The organism is Rhodococcus sp. ARC_M12 (assembly GCF_022810385.1).
Lineage (GTDB): Bacteria > Actinomycetota > Actinomycetes > Mycobacteriales > Mycobacteriaceae > Rhodococcoides > Rhodococcoides navarretei.
Window position 1 is genome coordinate 12750 of the sequence record NZ_JALGQI010000024.1, and the last position, 18053, is coordinate 30802.

The following is an 18053-nucleotide window of genomic DNA, read 5'->3' on the forward strand; positions in this document are numbered from 1 at the left end:
ACTCAGGCACGCCCTTTCTCTGTGGAGCGGGAGAACATTCGTCGCAGACTCGATCCGGCCGGACGGTCGCGCAGGCCGTCACCGAGCAGGTTGACACCGACCACCAGCAGCACGATGACCAGGCCGGGCAGGGTGACGAGCCACCACGAGGTGGTGATGTAGTCCTGACCGTCGGAGATGATGCGTCCCCAGGTGGCGAACGGACGTTGCGGTCCGGCACCGAGGTAGCTCAGTGCACTTTCGAGCAGCACGGCCTGTGCGAGGAGCAGCAACACGACCAGTGATGCCTGCTTGATGATGTTGGGGACCACGTGGCGCAGCAGGATCGCGATGCGTCCGAGCCCGAGCACCCGGGCAGCGGCGATGTACGGCTTCTCGCGTTCGACCAGGACGAGTGATCGTGTCAGACGGGCGATCTCGGGCCACTGGGCGATGGCGATGACGAACGTGATGACCGGGATCGACGGGCCGAACAGTGCGACGACCAGCAGCAACATCATCAGCAGCGGCAGGGACAGTTGCGCTTCGAGCAGACGGGAGACGACGGCGTCGACCCAGCCGCCGAAGAAGCCGGCGAGCGATCCGAGGGTGAGTCCGATGAGGCCCGAGACGATGACGGCGAGGATTCCGACGGTGAGCGAGACCTGCCCGCCGTAAAGCACGCGGGCCAGGAGGTCGCGGCCGAGCTGATCGGTTCCGAAGAGATGCCCGTCGGTCAACGGTGCGAGTCGCCGTTGGGCGAGATCGGTGGCGTCGGGCGAGGCGAGTGGCAGGACGCGAGCGAAGGCGACCGGAATGATCACGGCCAGCGCGCACACGGTGCCGATCCAGATCTTGACGCGGCTGTCTCGTCTCCTGCGCGTGGCTCCGGCCGAGGCGAAGTCCTTGGTGGTGACGGCGCTGGGACGTGCTGTGTCCGAGGGCTTGTCGACGACTGTCATCAGCTTGCTGCCTTCCCGAGGCGGACGCGGGGGTCGAGGAGTGGGTAGCAGAGGTCGACGGCCAATTGCACGAGGACGGCGAGCACTGCGGTGACCAGAACCGTTGCTTGGATCAACGGGTAGTCGCGGGTTTCGAGGGCGCGTACCACCAGCGAGCCGACGCCGGGCCAGGCGAAGACCACCTCGACCACCACGACCCCGTTGAGCATCGAGGCGAATCGAGTGCCGAGCGCGGTGACGACCGGGATCGAGGAGTTACGCAGCGCATAACGCCAGGTGATCTCTCGTTCGGTGACGCCCCTCGAACGAGCGACGGTGACGTAGGGCGAGGCGTACGCGTTGACCATCTCGCGTCGCACCATGCGGGAGATGAGGGCGATCTGCAGGATGGCCACGGTGACCGCGGGCAGGATGAGCGACGACCAACTGGTGAAGCCGGCGGCCGGGAGCACCGGAACCAGAACGGCGAAGAAGGTCAACAGCATCAAGCCGGTCCAGAAGTCCGGCATCGACTGGCCTGCGATGGTGACGACGTTCGCACCGAGCTCACGGCGGGTGTCGGCGCGACGGGCCATCCAGATGCCGAGGGGAATCGACACCACGGTCGTCAGCAGGATTGCCGCGAAGGCCAGCGTGACCGTGTACGGAATGCGTTGCAGGACGACGTCGAGCGCGGGTGCCTGGAACGAGTACGAGGTACCGAGGTCCAGGGTGCACAGGCCCTTCAGATACAGCGCGTACTGAGTGAAGATCGACTGGTCGAGGCCCAGGTTGGTGCGGATCTGCGCCAGGTCCTCGGTGCTGGCCAGCGGGCCCGCCATCGAGTAGGCCGGGTCACCCGGGGCCATCCGAATCAACACGAAGACCGTGGTGAGCGTCAAGAAGATGGTGAGCACGCTCTGCCCGAGCCGACGCACCACGTAGCGAGCCATCGGCGCGGTGAGGAACGCGGGCAGCTTGGAGCTGGTGGCGGACGTGGCCGCGGGCACGCTGGGTGGACTGGCGGTGAGCTGGGTCATCGCCCCACCTGCGCTGCTGATATTGCCTGGGTCATCGTCGACCTTTCGATAACACTGCCTCGTTGTAACTCAGCTCACAATGGCACCGATGCGCGGTTTGCGCAACCTTGAATATTTTTCTGCGCACTTCATGCATTTCGTAGTACAGTCACCCTGTGTCCACGATCACTTTCGTCGACGGAGGTCCGCGAGACCTGAACCGACATCCACATTTCGATGTGTCAGTCACGAGAGGTCAATGATGACCGAAAGCTTTGTCAACCAGCGCTTTTCACGGCGTTCACTGTTCCGGTCGAGTCTGATTCTCGGCGCGGGACTGACCCTCGGTGGCGCGATGACTGCATGCGCGACGCCCACCGGCCGGCCCGGACCGGACACCGTCAGCCTGGCGATGAATCGATCGATGGTGAGCCTGGACAACAAGCTCCTCCAGTTCGACGCGGCCTTGACCGTGCAGCGCGCAGTCCGCGAGGCGCTGACCACAATCACTCCGTCACTGAAGGTACAGCTCGTCCTGGCCGACAGCTTCGAGCTCGTCGCGCCGACGCGGTGGCTGGTCCATCTGCGCCCCGGTGTCACCTACTCCGACGGCAGGCCGGTTCGGGTCGAGGACGTCGACACCGCACTGCGCATGTACAGCCAGGTCACCGGTTCGTTCGTCGGCACGTTCTTCCCCGAGTGGCCCACGGTCGGCAAGATCGACGACTCGACGTTCACGCTCGACACCGAGCGGCCCATCCCCGTGCTCGACTACTTGATGTCGAACATCCTGATCACCCCCGCCGAGGACAATGTTCCCGAGGATCTGCAGGATGGCGTCGGCACCGGCCCGTTCGTGGTGACCTCGTCCGATCGCGGCACCGGTAACTATTCGCTGGCGAGAAATCAAAGCTATTGGGGAACTGCGGCATCGGCCGAGTCGGTCAGCGTTCGGTTCGTACCCGACGAATCCAACCGCGTCGTCTCCCTGCGCAGCGGCGAGGTCGACGTCATCGATGCCATCACTCCCGATGCGGCGGATCAGCTCGCCGGCCTGGCCGGTGTCACCGTCGAACGCACCGACGGAGTCCGGCTCAATCAGCTCTTCTACAACTTCCGCAAGCCGGCCGGGCATCCCCTGGCCGATCCTCGCGTCCGAAGAGCACTGAGCTATGCCATCAACGGCAATGCACTGATCGACCAGGTGATGCAGGGCGCGGCAACTCCGTCACGCGGTGTCGTACCGGGCATTCTGGCCGGAGCCATCGAGACCGGCGAGTACGTCTACGACCCACAGCGGGCCAGGCAGGAACTCGAGGCGCTCGGTGTTCGCGATCTGGAAGTCAAGATCATCTGGGAGACCGGTGAATTCGCGGCCGATACCGACATCATGGAGTCGGTGCTGCAGATGCTCTCGGCCGTCGGTGTTCGGGCGACGCTGCAGCAGTTCGAGCCGGGCGGCGACATCGCGACCTGGCGTCAGGGCAAGGCAGGCGACTGGGACATCCTCGGCAACGGTTACCCCAGCCCCACCGGCCTGGCCGTGACCATCATGCAGGGCATGTACGCGGGCACCGCCGCCAAGGAAGAGACCCGAGACACCTACCACGGGTACATCTTTCCCGAGATCGCCTCCCTCATCGCCACAGCATCCGAGGACGCCGACGCCACCACTCGAAACGAGACACTCGCCCAGGCCCAGCGTCAGATCTGGGAGACCTGGCCGTGCCTGTGGTCGTTCGTGCCCAAGACCGTCATCGCTCGACGCAACCGCATCGCCGGAATCGACCTGCGCCCCACGAACTCCTACGACATGGCTGCGGTCACGCTCTCCTCCTGAGCAGAAAAGAAGGTAGAACATGAGCAACACCAGCTTCCTCACACCGGGCGATCTTCTCGCCGACGGTGCTGTGCGAGAGACCGCCGAGCCGGGGCGCTCCGACGCATTCCTGCCTGCCCCTCAGGTGCAGAACCACGCTGCTAACCTGGCGATCCTGCCCGACGGCGCGTTGGCGTGCGTGTGGTTCGCGGGCACGCAGGAGGGCGTTCCCGACATCAGCGTGTGGTTCTCCCGCCTCGAGGCCGGGGAACAGCAGTGGAGTACTCCCGTCCAGCTGTCCGACGATCCGACGCGCTCGGAGCAGAATCCTGTTCTGTTCGTCCGCGATTCGGGCGAGGTGTGGTTGCTGTGGACCTCGCAGCATGCAGGCAACCAGGACACCGCGCGGGTGCTGCGTCGTATCTCCCCCGACGGTGGGCTCACGTGGGGCGAGGCGCACGTGTTGCTTCCCGAGACCGATGCGGGCGGCGTCTTCGTGCGTCAGCCCGTGATTCGACTCGACTCGGGGCGGCTGCTGCTGCCGGTGTTCCACTGCGTCAAGATCGACGGCCGCAAATGGGTCGGCGATCGCGACTACAGCGGTGCCATGATCTCCGACGACGACGGCACGACGTGGCGCGAGGTGGTGGTGCCGAACAGCGTCGGCTGCGTTCATATGAACATTGTTGTGCAGCAGGACGGTTCGCTCGTCGCTCTGTACCGCAGTCGGTGGGCGGATCACATCTACCGCAGCGTCTCCACCGACGACGGAGACTCCTGGAGCGCCCCGGTCCCCACCGAACTCCCGAACAACAACTCGTCCGTTCAGGTCGTCGCCCGCGGAGACGGAACACTGGCCCTGGTCTACAACCAGTCGTCCGCGCTCGATGCCACCGCGCGACGCGTCTCGTTGTACGACGAGATCGACGACGACGGCCTGGCCGACGGCACCGATGCCGCCGAGTCTCCCCTCGACGACGGTGATGCCCGCGCAGCATTCTGGGGAGCGCCCAGAGCGCCCATGACACTGGCCATCTCGTCCGACGGCGGGTTGACGTGGCCCGTCCGTCGGGATCTCGATGTCGGCGACGGATACTGCCTGACCAACAATTCTCGGGACGGCTCCAACCGCGAGTTCTCGTACCCGTCGATCGTCGAGGGTTCCGACGGTCGACTTCATATCGCGTACACCTACTTTCGCCAGGCCATCAAATACGTCCAACTCGAGTCGGACCGGGTCGTCGGCGCATGAGTTCGACGCCGCATGCCGTGGTCACCGGAGTCAGCAGCGGAATCGGGGCATCGATCGCGCGGACGCTGTCCGGTCGTGGCTGGCACGTCACCGGATTGAGTCGGACCCGTCCCGAGCACGGTTTCGAAGACGGCGGACCGCATCGCTGGATCGGCGTCGATCTCGCCGATACCCAGGCCGTCTCGGATCTCGTCGACGAGCTCCCCGATCCGCACTCGATCGTCCATGCTGCCGGAGTCCAGCGTTCGGGCCGGCTCGGGACTCTCGATCCTGCCCACAGTGAGCAGATGTGGCGGATACATGTCGCGGCCGCCGAGGTTCTGGTCGATGGGTTGGCCTCGCGCATGGCCGACGGCGGCCGGGTGGTGTTGATCGGCAGCAGGACGATGACCGGAGTGGCGGGCAAGAGTCAGTACGTGGCCACCAAGTCGGCGTTGGTGGGCATGGCGCGGTCGTGGGCCATGGAGTTGGTGAGCCGTGGAATAACCGTCAACGTGGTTGCTCCCGGTCCGACGGACACTCCGATGCTGCACGATCCGGGGCGGGTCGCGACCCCGCCGATCACCCCTCCGCTCGGGCATTTCATCGATCCCGACGAGGTTGCCGAGACCGTCGCGTTCCTGCTGTCGCCGCACGGACGCAGCATCACCGGCCAAACCATCGTCCAGTGCGGCGGAACATCTCTATGACAATAGTGCGTGAAACGCGCAATACTGCTACCTTTAGGTGCGCACATAGCGCAGATACGGACGGTGAGGCACGATGAGCAGCACGCAGCGCCCTCGCATCCTGATACTCGCGGACGATCTGTCGGGAGCCGCCGAAACTGCAGCACTGTTTCTCGATCGCGACGTCAGCCTCGGGATCGACATCGGCGCGGTTCACGGCGACAGCGACGTGCGTGTGATCGATCTCGGTACCCGTGCCATGTCCGGCCCCGAGGCCGCCGACCGGGTGCACGCTGCGGTGCGTGATCTCCCACCCCAGGTTCGGGTGATCAAGAAGATCGATTCGATGTTGCGCGGCAACATCGCTGCCGAGGTCGAGAGCCTGCTGGGCACCGGACCGATCGTCTTCGCCGCCGGCCTTCCTGCCCTCGGCCGCACCGTCGAGAACGGTGTGCCACACATCGACGGGGTGCCCCTCGATCGGAGCGGCCGATGGGCACTGGAGACAACCGAGGCCCCCGCCTCGATAGCGGACCTGTTCGGCCACGTTCGCACGATCTCCGTCGCACTGGAGGACGGCATCGACGGGCTCAGCGCTGCAGTCGATTCCGGCGCGGTGGCGGTGTTCGATGTGCGATCGGACGCGGACCTCGACGCCATCGTCGATCTGTCGGCACTCCTTCCCGGCGTCCGCCTCGTCGGCACCGCGGCGCTGGCTGCCGCGGTCGCCAGAACCCTGCGGCCGAACGAGCTCGGTACCCTGCCCATCGAACCCGTACCCACTCTCGTCGTGGTCGGCACCGCAGAAGCTGTTGCCGCACAGCAGGTATCAGAGCTCGAGCGCTCCGGTGCCACGCACGTCCGGATCCATGTGGACCACTTGCTGGCCGGCACAGACCCCACTCCGGTGCGCAACGCCGTCGACGGTGGCGCGGCGATCCTGACGGTGACCGGCCCGGTCGATCCCGCTCGCTCGAGCGCGATCGCGACCGCGTTGGCCGAGTTGGTCGCCCAGGCAATCAGCGATAAGACCGTGGGACTCGTCCTCACCGGAGGCGAAACCGCACGCCGCGTGCTCGACGCCCTGGGCGTCAACACTCTTCATCCGATCACCGAAATCCATCACGGCGCAGTCGTGTCCCGCACGGCTGCAGGCGGATACGTCGCCACTCGGCCCGGCAGCTTCGGTGGACCGGACAGTCTCGTCGCGATGACCGCGTACCTGCGAGGTGTCGAAAGCACACCTTCTTTCTCTAACAGTGAGGCATTGGCATGACTACAACAGTTCAGCCCTACATCGCGGTCACCATGGGCGACGGCGCCGGGATCGGTCCCGAGGTGATCGTGCCCGCCATGATCGACCCCGCCACCCTCGAGCGGTGCAGGCCGGTCGTGATCGGCGACGCGTCACGGCTGCGACTGGCAGCGCAGGTGCTCGGCACCGACGTGGAGATTGTCACCGTCGAGCGTGTCGAGGACGCCGAGTTCACACCGGGTCGGATCAACGTCATCGACCTCGATCTGCTCCCTGCGGACCTCCAGTGGGGCGAGCTGTCCGCTGCTGCGGGCGATGCCGCATTCCATTACATCCGTGTCGCAAGCGAACTCGCCGTGCGCGGTGAGGTTCAGGCGATCTGCACCGCACCGCTGAACAAGGAAGCGCTGCACGCGGCCGGTCATATCTTTCCCGGACACACCGAGCTGTTGGCACACCTGACCGGCACCGAAGAGGTCTCGATGATGCTGTCGACGCCCAAGCTCAAGGTCATTCACGTGACGACCCACATCGGATTGCTCGACGCGGTGGCGAAGATCGAACCGGGGTTGGTCGAGCGCACCATTCGGCGCGGACACGAAGCGTTGGTGCGCTCCGGCACCGCGAACCCGAAAATCGGTGTCTGCGGCATCAACCCTCATGCGGGCGAGAACGGCTTGTTCGGCTACGGCGAGGAGGATCTCAAGATCGTCCCGGCCGTCGAGAAGTTGAAGGCCGAGGGTATCGACGCTGTCGGTCCGCTGCCCGCCGACACCGCCTTCTTCCTGGCCGGCCGAGGAGACTACGACCTCATCGTGGCCATGTACCACGACCAGGGCCACGGACCGGTCAAAGTGCTCGGAATCGAGGCGGGAGTCAACATCACGGTCGGCCTGCCGGTGATCCGCACGTCCGTCGATCACGGCACCGCATTCGATATCGCAGGCAAGGGCATTGCCGAGGCCGGTAGCATGATCGAAGCTCTGCGGCAGGCTGCCGAATTGGCCACCAGCCCAGCGCTACTGAGCTGACAGGGGTTGGGTGGTGCGAGTATCGGAGGCCCGACGCGGTGAGATAGTGCGCCTGGCGAAGTCCGGCGGTCTGACCAGCGTCGAGGAGTTGTCGGCGTTGTTCAAGGTGACCGCCTCGACCATCCGACGCGATCTCGACCACCTCACCAAACAGGGGCTGCTGGCCCGTACCTACGGTGGTGCCATTGCCATCGGCGGCCGACACGAGGCGTCGGTGAAGCAGCGGTCCCTCGAGGGATACGACGCCAAGCGGCTCATCGCAGCAAAGGCCGCCGAGTACATCCAGCCCGGTGAGACGGTTCTGTTGGACGCCGGCACCACAGTCGGCGCAATGGCGGAGTTCCTGCGCGAAGCGGTGGATCTCACCGTCATCGCCGCGGGGTTGACTGCGCTCGAAGCACTCGTCGACGCCGACGAGGTACACGTGGAATGCATAGGCGGGACCTTGCGCCACGTGAGCCAGGGATTCGTCGGTCCACTTGCCGAGGCATCCCTGCGGCGGGTCTCGTTCGATCGAGCGTTCCTAGGAGCCGATGCCGTCACCGCCGACTTCGGTATCTGCGAGGCGGGTTACGAGCAAACCCAGCTCAAAGAGTTGATGATGGAGCGCGCAGTGCAGACCTACATCCTGGCGCACTCGGCCAAACTCGGCCAGAAGCCCTTCCACGCCTGGGCTCCCATCCCGCCGGGCACCACTCTCATCACCGATTCCGAAGCAACTCGGGCCCAGATCGACGCCTTCGAGGGTAAAGGCATCGAGGTCGTCATCGCGTAGCCGATCGCCCCATGACCACCCGCACCCCCAACCCGGCGGATCAATGCGACTCTCTTGCATTCCGACCGACTGAATCCCACATTGATCCGGGTCTCAGGCCCGCTTGGACGAATACATTCGCTCGTCTGCGATGCGTAACAGGGTGTCCGGGTCAGTGGTCGGCTCCCAACTCCATCCGACGCTGACCGATACCGGGACGTCTATGCCTCCGATGTCGTAGGGGCCGGCGAGGAAGCCTCGTACTCGGTCTGCGAGGCGCTCGACTCCCTCGGCCGATCTGGCCGACAGCAATAGAGCGACAAATTCGTCCCCTCCGATGCGGCAGGCAACATCGGCTGCGCGCACGTTGTCGAGAACGCGACGTCCGATGGCGGCGAGTACGCGATCGCCCACTGCATGACCGAAGCGATCGTTGATGGATTTGAAGTCGTCGACGTCCACGAACAACATTCCGACCGGCCGATCGCTGGACTTTTCCTTGAGACTGTTCAGCTCGGCCATCAATCGTCGACGATTCCCCAGCAAGGTGAGGTCGTCGATCAGCGCCTGGCGTTCGAGTGTCATCTCGGCGTCTTTGCGCGCGGTGATGTCCTGGATCTGCGCGATGACCACGTCACCGGCCTCGGCGTCGCGCACCAGGGTGGCGTTGCGCTGCACCCAGATGGTGGCACCGTCCTTGCGGATATATCGCTTCTCCGACGCGACGTTGGTCAGAGTTCCGTCGGCCAACCCTCGTAGATGCTCGTCCGCGAGGGGGATATCGTCGGGGTGGGTGAGATCGCGAAATGTCTTCTGCTGTAGCTCTTCCGAGGTATACCCCAACAGCTCGCACAGCGCCTTGTTCACCTGCAGCCAGCGGCCGTCCACGGTCAGGACGGCTTTGCCGATCGGGGCGTTCTCCATGGCGATCTGAAACAACCGCACAGCGCGGTCGCGCTGTCGTTCCGCTTCGGCGCGGGCACTGACATCGACGGCCATCACGGTGAACCCGAGGACGGTAGCGTCGACGACATCGGGGACGTAGGTGGTCTGAGTGACGCGCACAGCACCGTTGACATCGATGAGCGTGCGATCGAACTGCTGCTGCTCGCCGGCGAGGACGCCGGTGATGTACGGCAGGTTCAACTGATACAGCACCTCGCCGAGCAGTTCACTGATGTGCTTACCGACCAGATCCCGCGGATCGATTCCGAAATAGTCCGCATACACCCGGTTGGCGAAGACGTTCCGGAGCGAGCTGTCCCAGTACCCGATCATCGACGGCAATCGATCGACAGCTCGATGCATCACCTCGTTCGACGTGTTGCGAGTTACCGCCATGAATCACCCCACTTGCAATGCCGACTGCTGAACGATACCGAAGTATCTCGCGTTTCGACCGCGTGCGGCCCAAATCCATCCAGGTTATGAGTGCGCACTTGCGCACACGTGTGTATGTTGAAGCCATGCTGCTCGACAATCTCGCTTTTCGACGACTCTTCACCGCACAGGTCGTCGCGTTGCTGGGCACCGGACTGTTGACGGTCGCGCTGGGGTTGCTTGCCTACGACATCGCCGGCAGCGCCGCCGGGGCCGTGCTCGGCACCGCCCTCGCGATCAAGATGATCGCGTATGTGTTTGTCGCTCCGGTTGTTTCGTCGTTGGCGAGCACGCTCCCCCGCAAGCTCGTTCTCGTCACCGCTGACGTCGTGCGGGCACTCACCGCGCTGGCGCTGCCCTTCGTCGATCAGGTGTGGCAGGTCTACGTCCTGATATTCGTTCTGCAGGCAGCATCGGCCACCTTCACCCCCACCTTCCAAGCCGTCATCCCGACGATCGTCCCGGACACACAGCAGTACACCCGCGCACTGACGCTATCCAGGCTCGCCTACGACCTCGAATCCCTGGTCAGCCCTCTGATCGCCGCAGCTCTGTTGACAGTCATCGGCTTCCACACGTTGTTCGTCGGAACAGTTCTGGGGTTCGTCGTCTCCGCGGTGATGGTGGTTGGTACCGCCTTACCGCGATACGTCGCAACCAAGACCCAACGACCGACAACAGGCATCACGACGTTCGTCAGAAATCCCGAACTGCAGGGACTGCTCGCGCTGAACACGGTGGTCGCCGCAGCGACGGCGCTCGTGGTGGTCAACACCGTGGTCTATGTCCGCGATCTTTTCGGCGGATCGAGCAGCCAGCTGGCAATCGCTCTCGGTTTCTACGGCTGCGGTTCCATGGTCGCAGCACTGTTCATCCCGCGCGTACTCAGAGCTACGACCGATCACATCCTCATGCTCACCGGAGCCGTCGTGGCCGTGACAGGCACGGCCGCAGCAACATTGGTGGCGACCCTGCACGGAGGATCGGCCGCGTGGGTTGCACTGGCCACCACGTGGGCGGTCCTGGGCATCGGGACGTCGATGATCAACACACCGTCGGCGAGAATCCTGCGTCGTGAATCCGACGAGAGCACCCGGAACTCGATCTTCACCGCGCAGTTCTCGCTGTCGCACGCGGCATTTCTGCTCACCTATCCGGTAGCGGGATGGGTCGGCGCACAGTTCGGACTGTTCACCGCGGCGCTGGTGCTCACGGGCTTGGCTACACTTGCGGCACTGTCCGCAGCACGCCTGTGGAGTCGCACCCGAATGTCGGTGGTCGCCTCCGCGTAGGGAGACGACGTTCGATGCCACCGAAGAAGGAACCGCGCATCAGTCTCGACCATGCCGTCGAACCGGACTCCGCACGCCTGGCCACTGCAAGCGACACCTTTCGGATGCTGTCCGATCCCACCCGACTCCACATCCTGTGGCTGCTCGACCGCGGCCCAGCGGACGTCAGCGCACTCACCACGGCCACCGGAACCTCGCGCACCGCCGTCAGCCAGCATCTGGCCAAGCTCCGCTTCACCGGACTCGTCGAGACCCGACGCGACGGCCGCAACGTCATCTACCGCCTGGCCGACGGTCACCTCGCCCGACTCGTGCGTGAGGGTCTGAACTTCGCCGACCACAAGGTCACCGGCGAACCCCCGCACGAATAACCCAACCGAGAAAGCATCCGATGAAACGCCTGGCCCTGATCGCCGCCACCATCCTCACCGCGACGGCACTGTCGATCGCCCCGGCATCGGCGCATGCGACTCTGCAGTCCAGCAACCCTGCCGAAAATGCCGTGCTCGACGCCGCGCCGGACGCGGTGACCTTGACGTTCAATCAGAACGTGCAGTCGAACTTCGCCACCGTCACCGTCGTCGGGTCCGACCAAAGCCAATGGGCGGCATCGGAACCCGTCGTCGACGGCAGCACGGTGACCGTCGATCTCGACGGACTCGGCGCGGCAGGCGAGTACACCATCGGCTATCGAGTGGTCTCGGCCGACGGGCATCCGATCACCGGCAGCATCCCGTTCCAACTGACCCAGGGCACACCCACCCCGCCGGCGACAGACCTCGACTTCACCAACGAGGCCCTACCCGCTCCCCAGCCAGAAGAAGACAACGGCTTCCCACTCTGGCCCATCGGGGCGGTCGTGGCCGTGGTCGGAGCAGCAGGTGTGCTGTTCGCGCTGCGTAAACGCACCCATTGACGGCCTCGACCAGTGCGGACGTGAGACCATGCAGCATGAGCGACGGTGGGTCACGCCCCAAGGCCGATGGCCGTAAGCGGCGTTGGGAACAGCACAACACCGATCGTCGACGTCATATCATCGACGCCGCCATGACTGTGCTGGCTCGCGATATCGCTCCCGGTGAGCGACTCACCACTGCTCAAATTTCCGCCGAAGCCGGCGTGCATCGCACTGGTCTGTATCGGCATTTCAACGATCGCACCGATCTCGACACCACCATTCAGCGGGCCATCTGCTCGGAGTTGACGGCCACATTGGTCACCTCGTTCGAGTTGACCGGCACTCCCCGCGATGTGGTGCATCGGGTGGTGAGCACCTATGTACGCTGGGTGGCCGAGCATCCCGCGTGGACGCGGTTCGTCGAGCAGGACGTCAGCGATCAGTCGCCGACGCCACTCGAAGAGACCAATGCTCTACTCGCCGAACAACTCGAAGTCAGCGTCGCCGGATTCCTCGCTCTGGTGCACGCGGATCTCACGGCAGACGACTGGTCGCTGGTGCGGCCGTGGGTAGCCGGGTTGGTCTCGTATTGCATGGGCGCGGTGCGCAGTTGGAGCGGGCAGACCGAATCACGCACCGGCCTCGATCATTTCGCCACGTTCCTGGCCGACACCATCTGGCTGCAAGTCAAAGGCCTTGGCGCATCCCGTGGGATCGCGATCCCGCAGGTGCCCCTGGAGAGCGTCGTCGACGAGACCAAGCCGATCGACGGCTCACTGCAGTAGCCCCGAAAGCGTCGGAAAACGCGACCATTCGGCCACATAGAATACTTTCGGAGTATCAAAGTATACTTAAGTCCGAACTAGTCACGTTTTCTGGCGATCGGGAGGCAGCAATGATCTGGTCGCCACACCGCGTCGAGTCGCGGGCATGGAAGCCCAGTCGGCGTCAAGGTTCGCGGGCCGATCGCACGCTGCAACACATCGAAGTGTCCATTCCGCCCATGATCGGCGAAGCGCACTGCGATGTGTCCGGCTCGGTTGCCATGGCTCACGAAGAGGCGATCATTGCTGTCGCACGACTGGAGGCGGGTTTCGGCGAGCACCTCGCTCCTCTGTCAGACTTTCTACTCCGAAGCGAGTCTGTCGCCTCGTCGAAGATCGAGCACATCGACGCCGGCTGGCGAGCGTTCGGCAAGGCGTTCGCGGGAGGTAAATCCAACGCGGAGGCCAAATCTCAGCTTGCGGCCGTGCATGCGTTGGCGGCCATGGTTGACGCCGCCGGCAAAGGTCCGATTACAGGCGACAGTCTTGCAACCGCGCACAGATTGTTGATGGCACCGGATTTCTACACCGCGCGCGATTCGGGCACCGTTCGCGACGTGCAGAACTGGATCGGGGGCAGCGATTACACCCCGATCGACGCCCTGTACGTGCCACCTCCGCCGGAATTCGTCCCCGAATTGATGACGGATCTGCTCATATTTGCGAATCGAACAGACTTGCCCATACTCGCTCAGGCCGCGATCGCGCACGCCCAGTTCGAGTCCATCCACCCGTTCACCGACGGCAACGGCCGCATCGGCCGAGCTCTGATCAGCGCGATCCTGCGTCGACGCGGGTTGACCGGACGGGTGACAGTCCCTCTGGCGTCGGTGATGCTCGCGGACACAGGCCGCTACTTCGACAGACTGACCGACTACCGCGCCGGCGACGCAGATGGATTCGTGGAGTACGTCGCGCACGCGGCAACAGTGTCCAGCTACGCCGCCCAGGACTCGGCCAAGGCCTTGGCCGACCTTCCCGAACACTGGCGCGTCACTGCGCGACCTCGGACCAACTCGGCGGACGCAAAGATAATCGACGCTCTGCTCGACATCCCGATCCTGAACGCGGACACGGCCGGCCAGATCACCGGCACTACCGATGCGAGCACCTATCGCGCCCTTGCTCGGCTGACCGAGGCAGGCGTGCTCGAGGTACTGACAGCCAGCAAGCGCAACCAGATCTGGGCTGCCACTGCTGTGCTGGCCGAACTCGACGCACTCAGCCTCACCATCGGCAAACGCTCGATCCCCCAACGATCAGCTCAGCCGAACGACGGCTCACTGCGGTAGCGCGAAGGCCGTCCGTCGATACCGAGAGCACGCCACACTCGCTTCGAGACTCGGTTCATCAGTCCCAGTTCACCGGCGAGCATGCGAACGTCACCGAAGGTGTCGCGCAATGCCTTTCGTGAGGAGTCGCTGTCCCACCAGACGGCGTCCACAACCTCGTCGGGAATGTCGAGCTCGCGTCGCATCTGCTTGCTCGGCTTCATGATCACATCGCACAGCAATCGCATGATGACGGGCGTCAGGATCGAGATCGACGCCTTCTCGAAGGGGCCGAGCCGCGGGGCCTTGTGCTCGAGATACTGGTGCGCGAAGCCGATGTGACGGGCTTCCTCGGCGATGTGAATCTGCATCACGCGCTGGACCAAGGGGTGCCCGACACTACCGGCGCGCAGCACGCCCTTCTGCATGTGGTCGATCGGCTCTTCTCCTGCGAGGACACCGACGAAGAATCCGAACGGTGCCGATCGGGCGGCGAACACCGTGAGCACGGGCACGATCTTGCGGAACCATGCGGGCCCACCCGGCACGTCGATGCCGATGCGGTTCACCAGTTCCTGGAACATCTGGGTGTGGTGGCACTCTTCGGTTGCCTCGTGCGTCGAGTACCGGAATTCGGGTGAATCGTTCGGGAGCGTGAGGGCGTACTGCATGAGCCCGCTGATGAGGATCTGCTCGAACTGCAGTCCGACCTTGACCATGCTGGCCTGGCGATACATACCGATGTGAATCTGCCGGTCCAGGGGAAGTGACTTGTACCAGTCGGTGTGGCCGAGCGGGTCCGCATCCGGGAGCACCCAGCGCGGATCGTTGGGAACGATCGCGTACTCGGGTTCGTCCCAGGGGATGTCGAGGAAAGCGTCGAAGTGCTGATGCACCGAAGCCGTCGACAGTGCATGCAGCCTGTCTCGGTATAGCGATCGTGCGTCGTCGACTGCAGTCATGATGGTCCTTCCGCCCGCGTCCGAACAATATGTACGAAGAATGTGTACGCAACACAGCGTCACACATAAAACCGGTTAGTGCAACGGACCGTCGCAGATATCTGAGAAATCTGCTTCGAAACGACGAAACCGGTCGACCGCAGTGCGGTCGACCGGCCTCGCGAACCCAGTTCAGCGCTGTCGCACGTGAACAGAAATTCGTAGCAGACTACGAAGTTCCGCTCACGTGCGACGACGTCGCTCTACAGCACCATCGCCAGGAAGCCCACGCCGATGACGATGCCGATTACTCCGGTGCCGATGGCCAGCGCCGCGTCGGAGCGTTCGGCACGCTCCCCGGCCAGGTCGGGGGTTCGATCGGCCCACAGCGCAGAGGCGACGGCGATCAGACCTGCCGCGATACCGAGGCCCGCGGCCCAGAACGAGACGATCGACAGCGCACCGAACATCACGGCGTATTCGGTCACCTGAGCTCGGGTGCGAATGTGCCGATTCCACCACTTCGGTGGCATGTCGTCGTCCGAGTCACGGGCATCGAAGCGGGGAGAGGTGACGGTCACTGTGGGCTCCTTTCGGCTAAGAGTGTGCCTCCATTTTGGCACTCGCCGGTCGAGAGTGCCAATCCCCTGGACGAGGGCGATGGGCGCGTCCGCGGAAAAATCAGCCCCACAGAAGCCGCTGCCCCACAGACGCTTTCGTCGGCCCCAGATCGAAGGTCGCAGCGTCGGGCATCAAGTATGGGACGAGTATCCGCATCGCGTAGTCACGGTGCTCGAGCAGAACCTCGAGATATGTGCCCGACGCCTCCTCGCCGGTCACGTCGGACACGATGGCAAAGGACCGCGCATCCCCTGAGACGGCGCGCAGATCGTGAACGAGTCGCTCGCATATCGACCTGTTCGTCGATCCGCCTCCCTCCGACTACTGCCCCGCGAGCACCCGCTGCCGGCCGGAGCAGTCGTTGACGACGGCCACCGGCTGAAGTCCCCAGTTCTCGGTGATTCGCTCGGCCGCGATGTCGACACACACGTCTGCCGGCGACACTTCCCGCAACGGTCGGCGGGACCGACCTGAACTAGACTCTCGATGCAGGAAGGGGAGAGAGCGGGTCGTTGCGTCGTGGAGGAACAACGGTACCGGCGCATGTTCGCCTCCAGCCCCGTGGCGCAGGCTCTCTCCGACGCCGACGGATTGTTCGTCGAAGTCAATGCCGCCTACTGCGAACTCGTGGGCTTGCCTTCCTCTGAACTGATTGGTCGATCCGCGACGGTGCACACTCACCCGGACGACCTCGCACTCCACGGCAGCGTCGAGGATCTGATGGCCGCGGGGGTGGCCGCGGAAAGATCCGTGAAGGTCGAGGTGCGGGTCGTTCGCCCGAACGACGAGATTCGCTGGGTTCTGCTGACTCTGGTTCCTTTCACCGGTCCGGCCGATGCCGAATGGACGCTCGCCGCCGCTCTCGATATCACCGAACGAAAGGAAGTCGAGGACGGCATCCTGCTCGCGTCTCGAACCGATCAACTGACCGGAGCGCTCAATCGTCGCGGCTGGTCGGACTACGCGGTGTCCGTCGTCGACGACAACTCGGTCGACACAGTCGTCGCGGTTCTCGATCTGGACCATTTCAAACAGTTCAACGACACCTTCGGCCACGCTGCCGGCGACAAGTTGCTCCGCGACTTCGCGTCGACGGCCCGCGACTGCATCGGCGTCGACGGACTCCTCGCACGTTGGGGCGGAGAGGAATTCGTGATCACTCTGCGCAACTGCGATCGTCGCGAAGCTCTTCGATCACTCGAGAAACTGGCAGCCGCCACCCGGCCATCGGGTGTCACGTTCTCGGCCGGATACACACTCCAGCGACCGAACGAAGGTCTTCGCCACACACTCGACAGAGCCGACGCTCTGATGTTCCAGGCGAAGCGCGCAGGCCGCAATCGAATGGTCACCGACGCACCGCACTGACACAGTTCAAATTTGCCGATACTGCAAAAATACTTGCCGCAACCATGCCGCGCTGCCACTCTGGCATCTGCAACGCCACCGCGAAAGGCCATGGAATGACGCATACATTCGACAAGGATTATTGGGAGCACCATTGGGATGACAGAACATCCCATACCGTCGCAGCGAATCCGTATCTCGTGGAGGAGACAGCCGGATCGACGCCCGGTACCGCGCTGGACGCAGGCTGCGGTGCGGGAGCGGAAGCGATCTGGCTCGCCGAACGGGGTTGGCGGGTCACCGGTGCCGACATCTCGGCCGCAGCCCTCACCACCGCCGCACAGCAGGCACAACATGCAGGAGTCGACGTCACCTGGATCGAAGCCGACCTGACGTCATGGGATCCAGCAGAACAATGGGATCTGGTCATGACCCACTACGCGCATCCGTCGATTCCGCAGTTGGAGTTCTACCGACACATCGCGCAGTGGGTGGCGCCGGGCGGTTCGCTACTCATCGTCGGGCACCTGCACGATGGCGCGCAACATGATTCACACGAGGGCACGCCGCCGCACGAGGCCACCGTCACCGCGAAAGATATCACCGCCCTGTTCGACGCCTCCTCGTGGCGCATCGACACCGCAACCGAGCGTTCCAGGACCGTCGGCGGTACAGGTCTGCACTCGAAGACGTTGCGTGACGCGGTGGTTCGCGTCACCCGGGTGGCACCCGCCGGGACGAAGCCCGCTCCTCGGTAGCCC

Annotated in this window: 20 protein-coding genes; 13 read left to right on the forward strand and 7 right to left on the reverse strand. The window is 64.2% G+C overall.

Annotation, left to right across the window (positions count from 1 at the left end):
* Positions 1–2: 2 nt before the first annotated feature.
* On the reverse strand, positions 3–941 hold the full coding sequence (locus MTX35_RS24095) for an ABC transporter permease (protein ID WP_243597337.1): 939 nt from the start codon (positions 939–941) through the stop codon (positions 3–5).
* Positions 941–1873, reverse strand: a complete 933-nt coding sequence (locus tag MTX35_RS24100; RefSeq protein WP_308198165.1) for an ABC transporter permease — start codon at positions 1871–1873, stop codon at positions 941–943. The genes MTX35_RS24095 and MTX35_RS24100 overlap by 1 nt, the downstream gene beginning before the upstream one ends.
* Before the next feature lie 328 nt (positions 1874–2201).
* On the opposite strand from MTX35_RS24100, the gene MTX35_RS24105 reads away from it, so the two are divergent.
* The 6 genes from MTX35_RS24105 to MTX35_RS24130 all read left to right on the forward strand — a co-directional run bounded on the left by MTX35_RS24105 (position 2202) and on the right by MTX35_RS24130 (position 8739).
* The gene (locus MTX35_RS24105; protein WP_243597339.1) at positions 2202–3779 is read left to right on the forward strand and encodes an ABC transporter substrate-binding protein; all 1578 of its coding nucleotides are present in this window, start codon (positions 2202–2204) and stop codon (positions 3777–3779) included.
* A 19-nt stretch (positions 3780–3798) separates the two neighbouring features.
* The gene (locus MTX35_RS24110; RefSeq protein WP_243597340.1) at positions 3799–5010 is read left to right on the forward strand and encodes an exo-alpha-sialidase; all 1212 of its coding nucleotides are present in this window, start codon (positions 3799–3801) and stop codon (positions 5008–5010) included.
* Positions 5007–5699, forward strand: a complete 693-nt coding sequence (locus MTX35_RS24115; protein ID WP_243597341.1) for an SDR family NAD(P)-dependent oxidoreductase — start codon at positions 5007–5009, stop codon at positions 5697–5699. Before MTX35_RS24110 ends, MTX35_RS24115 begins: the two co-directional genes overlap by 4 nt.
* 73 nt (positions 5700–5772) lie before the next feature.
* On the forward strand, positions 5773–6954 hold the full coding sequence (locus MTX35_RS24120; RefSeq protein WP_243597342.1) for a four-carbon acid sugar kinase family protein: 1182 nt from the start codon (positions 5773–5775) through the stop codon (positions 6952–6954).
* Entirely contained in the window at positions 6951–7964 is a 1014-nt protein-coding gene (pdxA, locus tag MTX35_RS24125) for a 4-hydroxythreonine-4-phosphate dehydrogenase PdxA (RefSeq protein ID WP_243597343.1), read from the forward strand. The genes MTX35_RS24120 and pdxA overlap by 4 nt, the downstream gene beginning before the upstream one ends.
* Positions 7965–7977: 13 nt before the next feature.
* A complete protein-coding gene (locus MTX35_RS24130; protein WP_243597344.1) occupies positions 7978–8739 on the forward strand; it encodes a DeoR/GlpR family DNA-binding transcription regulator in 762 nt (253 codons plus the stop codon).
* Positions 8740–8832: 93 nt separating this feature from the next.
* On the opposite strand, the gene MTX35_RS24135 is transcribed toward MTX35_RS24130, so the two are convergent.
* Positions 8833–10059, reverse strand: coding sequence for a GGDEF domain-containing protein (locus tag MTX35_RS24135; protein WP_243597345.1), 1227 nt, complete (start codon positions 10057–10059; stop codon positions 8833–8835).
* Positions 10060–10184: 125 nt separating this feature from the next.
* On the opposite strand from MTX35_RS24135, the gene MTX35_RS24140 reads away from it, so the two are divergent.
* From MTX35_RS24140 to MTX35_RS24160, 5 genes are all read left to right on the forward strand, one after another.
* Entirely contained in the window at positions 10185–11390 is a 1206-nt protein-coding gene (locus tag MTX35_RS24140; RefSeq protein ID WP_243597346.1) for an MFS transporter, read from the forward strand.
* A gap of 14 nt (positions 11391–11404) precedes the next feature.
* Complete coding sequence (locus MTX35_RS24145) at positions 11405–11761, forward strand: metalloregulator ArsR/SmtB family transcription factor (protein ID WP_032396178.1); 357 nt, start codon at positions 11405–11407, stop codon at positions 11759–11761.
* Between the two features lie 20 nt (positions 11762–11781).
* On the forward strand, positions 11782–12306 hold the full coding sequence (locus tag MTX35_RS24150; protein WP_243597347.1) for a copper resistance CopC family protein: 525 nt from the start codon (positions 11782–11784) through the stop codon (positions 12304–12306).
* A 35-nt stretch (positions 12307–12341) separates the two neighbouring features.
* Positions 12342–13073, forward strand: coding sequence for a TetR/AcrR family transcriptional regulator (locus MTX35_RS24155; RefSeq protein WP_243597348.1), 732 nt, complete (start codon positions 12342–12344; stop codon positions 13071–13073).
* Between the two features lie 110 nt (positions 13074–13183).
* Positions 13184–14404, forward strand: coding sequence for a Fic family protein (locus MTX35_RS24160; RefSeq protein WP_243597349.1), 1221 nt, complete (start codon positions 13184–13186; stop codon positions 14402–14404).
* Here MTX35_RS24160 and MTX35_RS24165 read toward each other — a convergent pair.
* From MTX35_RS24165 to MTX35_RS25850, 4 genes are all read right to left on the reverse strand, one after another.
* The gene (locus tag MTX35_RS24165; RefSeq protein ID WP_243597350.1) at positions 14377–15345 is read right to left on the reverse strand and encodes a diiron oxygenase; all 969 of its coding nucleotides are present in this window, start codon (positions 15343–15345) and stop codon (positions 14377–14379) included. The genes MTX35_RS24160 and MTX35_RS24165 overlap by 28 nt on opposite strands.
* 242 nt (positions 15346–15587) lie before the next feature.
* On the reverse strand, positions 15588–15905 hold the full coding sequence (locus MTX35_RS24170; RefSeq protein WP_243597351.1) for a hypothetical protein: 318 nt from the start codon (positions 15903–15905) through the stop codon (positions 15588–15590).
* Between the two features lie 100 nt (positions 15906–16005).
* Complete coding sequence (locus MTX35_RS24175; protein ID WP_243597352.1) at positions 16006–16173, reverse strand: hypothetical protein; 168 nt, start codon at positions 16171–16173, stop codon at positions 16006–16008.
* 93 nt (positions 16174–16266) lie between these two features.
* Positions 16267–16389: a hypothetical protein gene (locus MTX35_RS25850; protein ID WP_279393024.1), complete on the reverse strand. Its 123-nt coding sequence runs from the start codon at positions 16387–16389 to the stop codon at positions 16267–16269.
* 42 nt (positions 16390–16431) lie between these two features.
* Between MTX35_RS25850 and MTX35_RS24180 the strand changes: the two genes are divergently transcribed.
* A complete protein-coding gene (locus MTX35_RS24180) occupies positions 16432–17313 on the forward strand; it encodes a sensor domain-containing diguanylate cyclase (RefSeq protein ID WP_279393025.1) in 882 nt (293 codons plus the stop codon).
* Between the two features lie 95 nt (positions 17314–17408).
* Positions 17409–18050, forward strand: a complete 642-nt coding sequence (locus MTX35_RS24185) for a bifunctional 2-polyprenyl-6-hydroxyphenol methylase/3-demethylubiquinol 3-O-methyltransferase UbiG (RefSeq protein WP_243597354.1) — start codon at positions 17409–17411, stop codon at positions 18048–18050.
* Positions 18051–18053 lie beyond the last annotated feature (3 nt).

Excerpts from the sequence above, each read along its gene's own strand:
- MTX35_RS24095 (WP_243597337.1), bottom strand. The coding sequence starts at position 941 with ATGACAGTCGTCGACAAGCCCTCGGACACAGCACGTCCCAGCGCCGTC.
- MTX35_RS24100 (WP_308198165.1), bottom strand. The coding sequence starts at position 1,873 with ATGGCTCGCTACGTGGTGCGTCGGCTCGGGCAGAGCGTGCTCACCATC.
- MTX35_RS24105 (WP_243597339.1), top strand. The coding sequence starts at position 2,202 with ATGACCGAAAGCTTTGTCAACCAGCGCTTTTCACGGCGTTCACTGTTC.
- MTX35_RS24110 (WP_243597340.1), top strand. The coding sequence starts at position 3,799 with ATGAGCAACACCAGCTTCCTCACACCGGGCGATCTTCTCGCCGACGGT.
- MTX35_RS24115 (WP_243597341.1), top strand. The coding sequence starts at position 5,007 with ATGAGTTCGACGCCGCATGCCGTGGTCACCGGAGTCAGCAGCGGAATC.
- MTX35_RS24120 (WP_243597342.1), top strand. The coding sequence starts at position 5,773 with ATGAGCAGCACGCAGCGCCCTCGCATCCTGATACTCGCGGACGATCTG.
- pdxA (WP_243597343.1), top strand. The coding sequence starts at position 6,951 with ATGACTACAACAGTTCAGCCCTACATCGCGGTCACCATGGGCGACGGC.
- MTX35_RS24135 (WP_243597345.1), bottom strand. The coding sequence starts at position 10,059 with ATGGCGGTAACTCGCAACACGTCGAACGAGGTGATGCATCGAGCTGTC.
- MTX35_RS24140 (WP_243597346.1), top strand. The coding sequence starts at position 10,185 with ATGCTGCTCGACAATCTCGCTTTTCGACGACTCTTCACCGCACAGGTC.
- MTX35_RS24145 (WP_032396178.1), top strand. The coding sequence starts at position 11,405 with ATGCCACCGAAGAAGGAACCGCGCATCAGTCTCGACCATGCCGTCGAA.
- MTX35_RS24150 (WP_243597347.1), top strand. The coding sequence starts at position 11,782 with ATGAAACGCCTGGCCCTGATCGCCGCCACCATCCTCACCGCGACGGCA.
- MTX35_RS24155 (WP_243597348.1), top strand. The coding sequence starts at position 12,342 with ATGAGCGACGGTGGGTCACGCCCCAAGGCCGATGGCCGTAAGCGGCGT.
- MTX35_RS24160 (WP_243597349.1), top strand. The coding sequence starts at position 13,184 with ATGATCTGGTCGCCACACCGCGTCGAGTCGCGGGCATGGAAGCCCAGT.
- MTX35_RS24165 (WP_243597350.1), bottom strand. The coding sequence starts at position 15,345 with ATGACTGCAGTCGACGACGCACGATCGCTATACCGAGACAGGCTGCAT.
- MTX35_RS24180 (WP_279393025.1), top strand. The coding sequence starts at position 16,432 with ATGCAGGAAGGGGAGAGAGCGGGTCGTTGCGTCGTGGAGGAACAACGG.
- MTX35_RS24185 (WP_243597354.1), top strand. The coding sequence starts at position 17,409 with ATGACGCATACATTCGACAAGGATTATTGGGAGCACCATTGGGATGAC.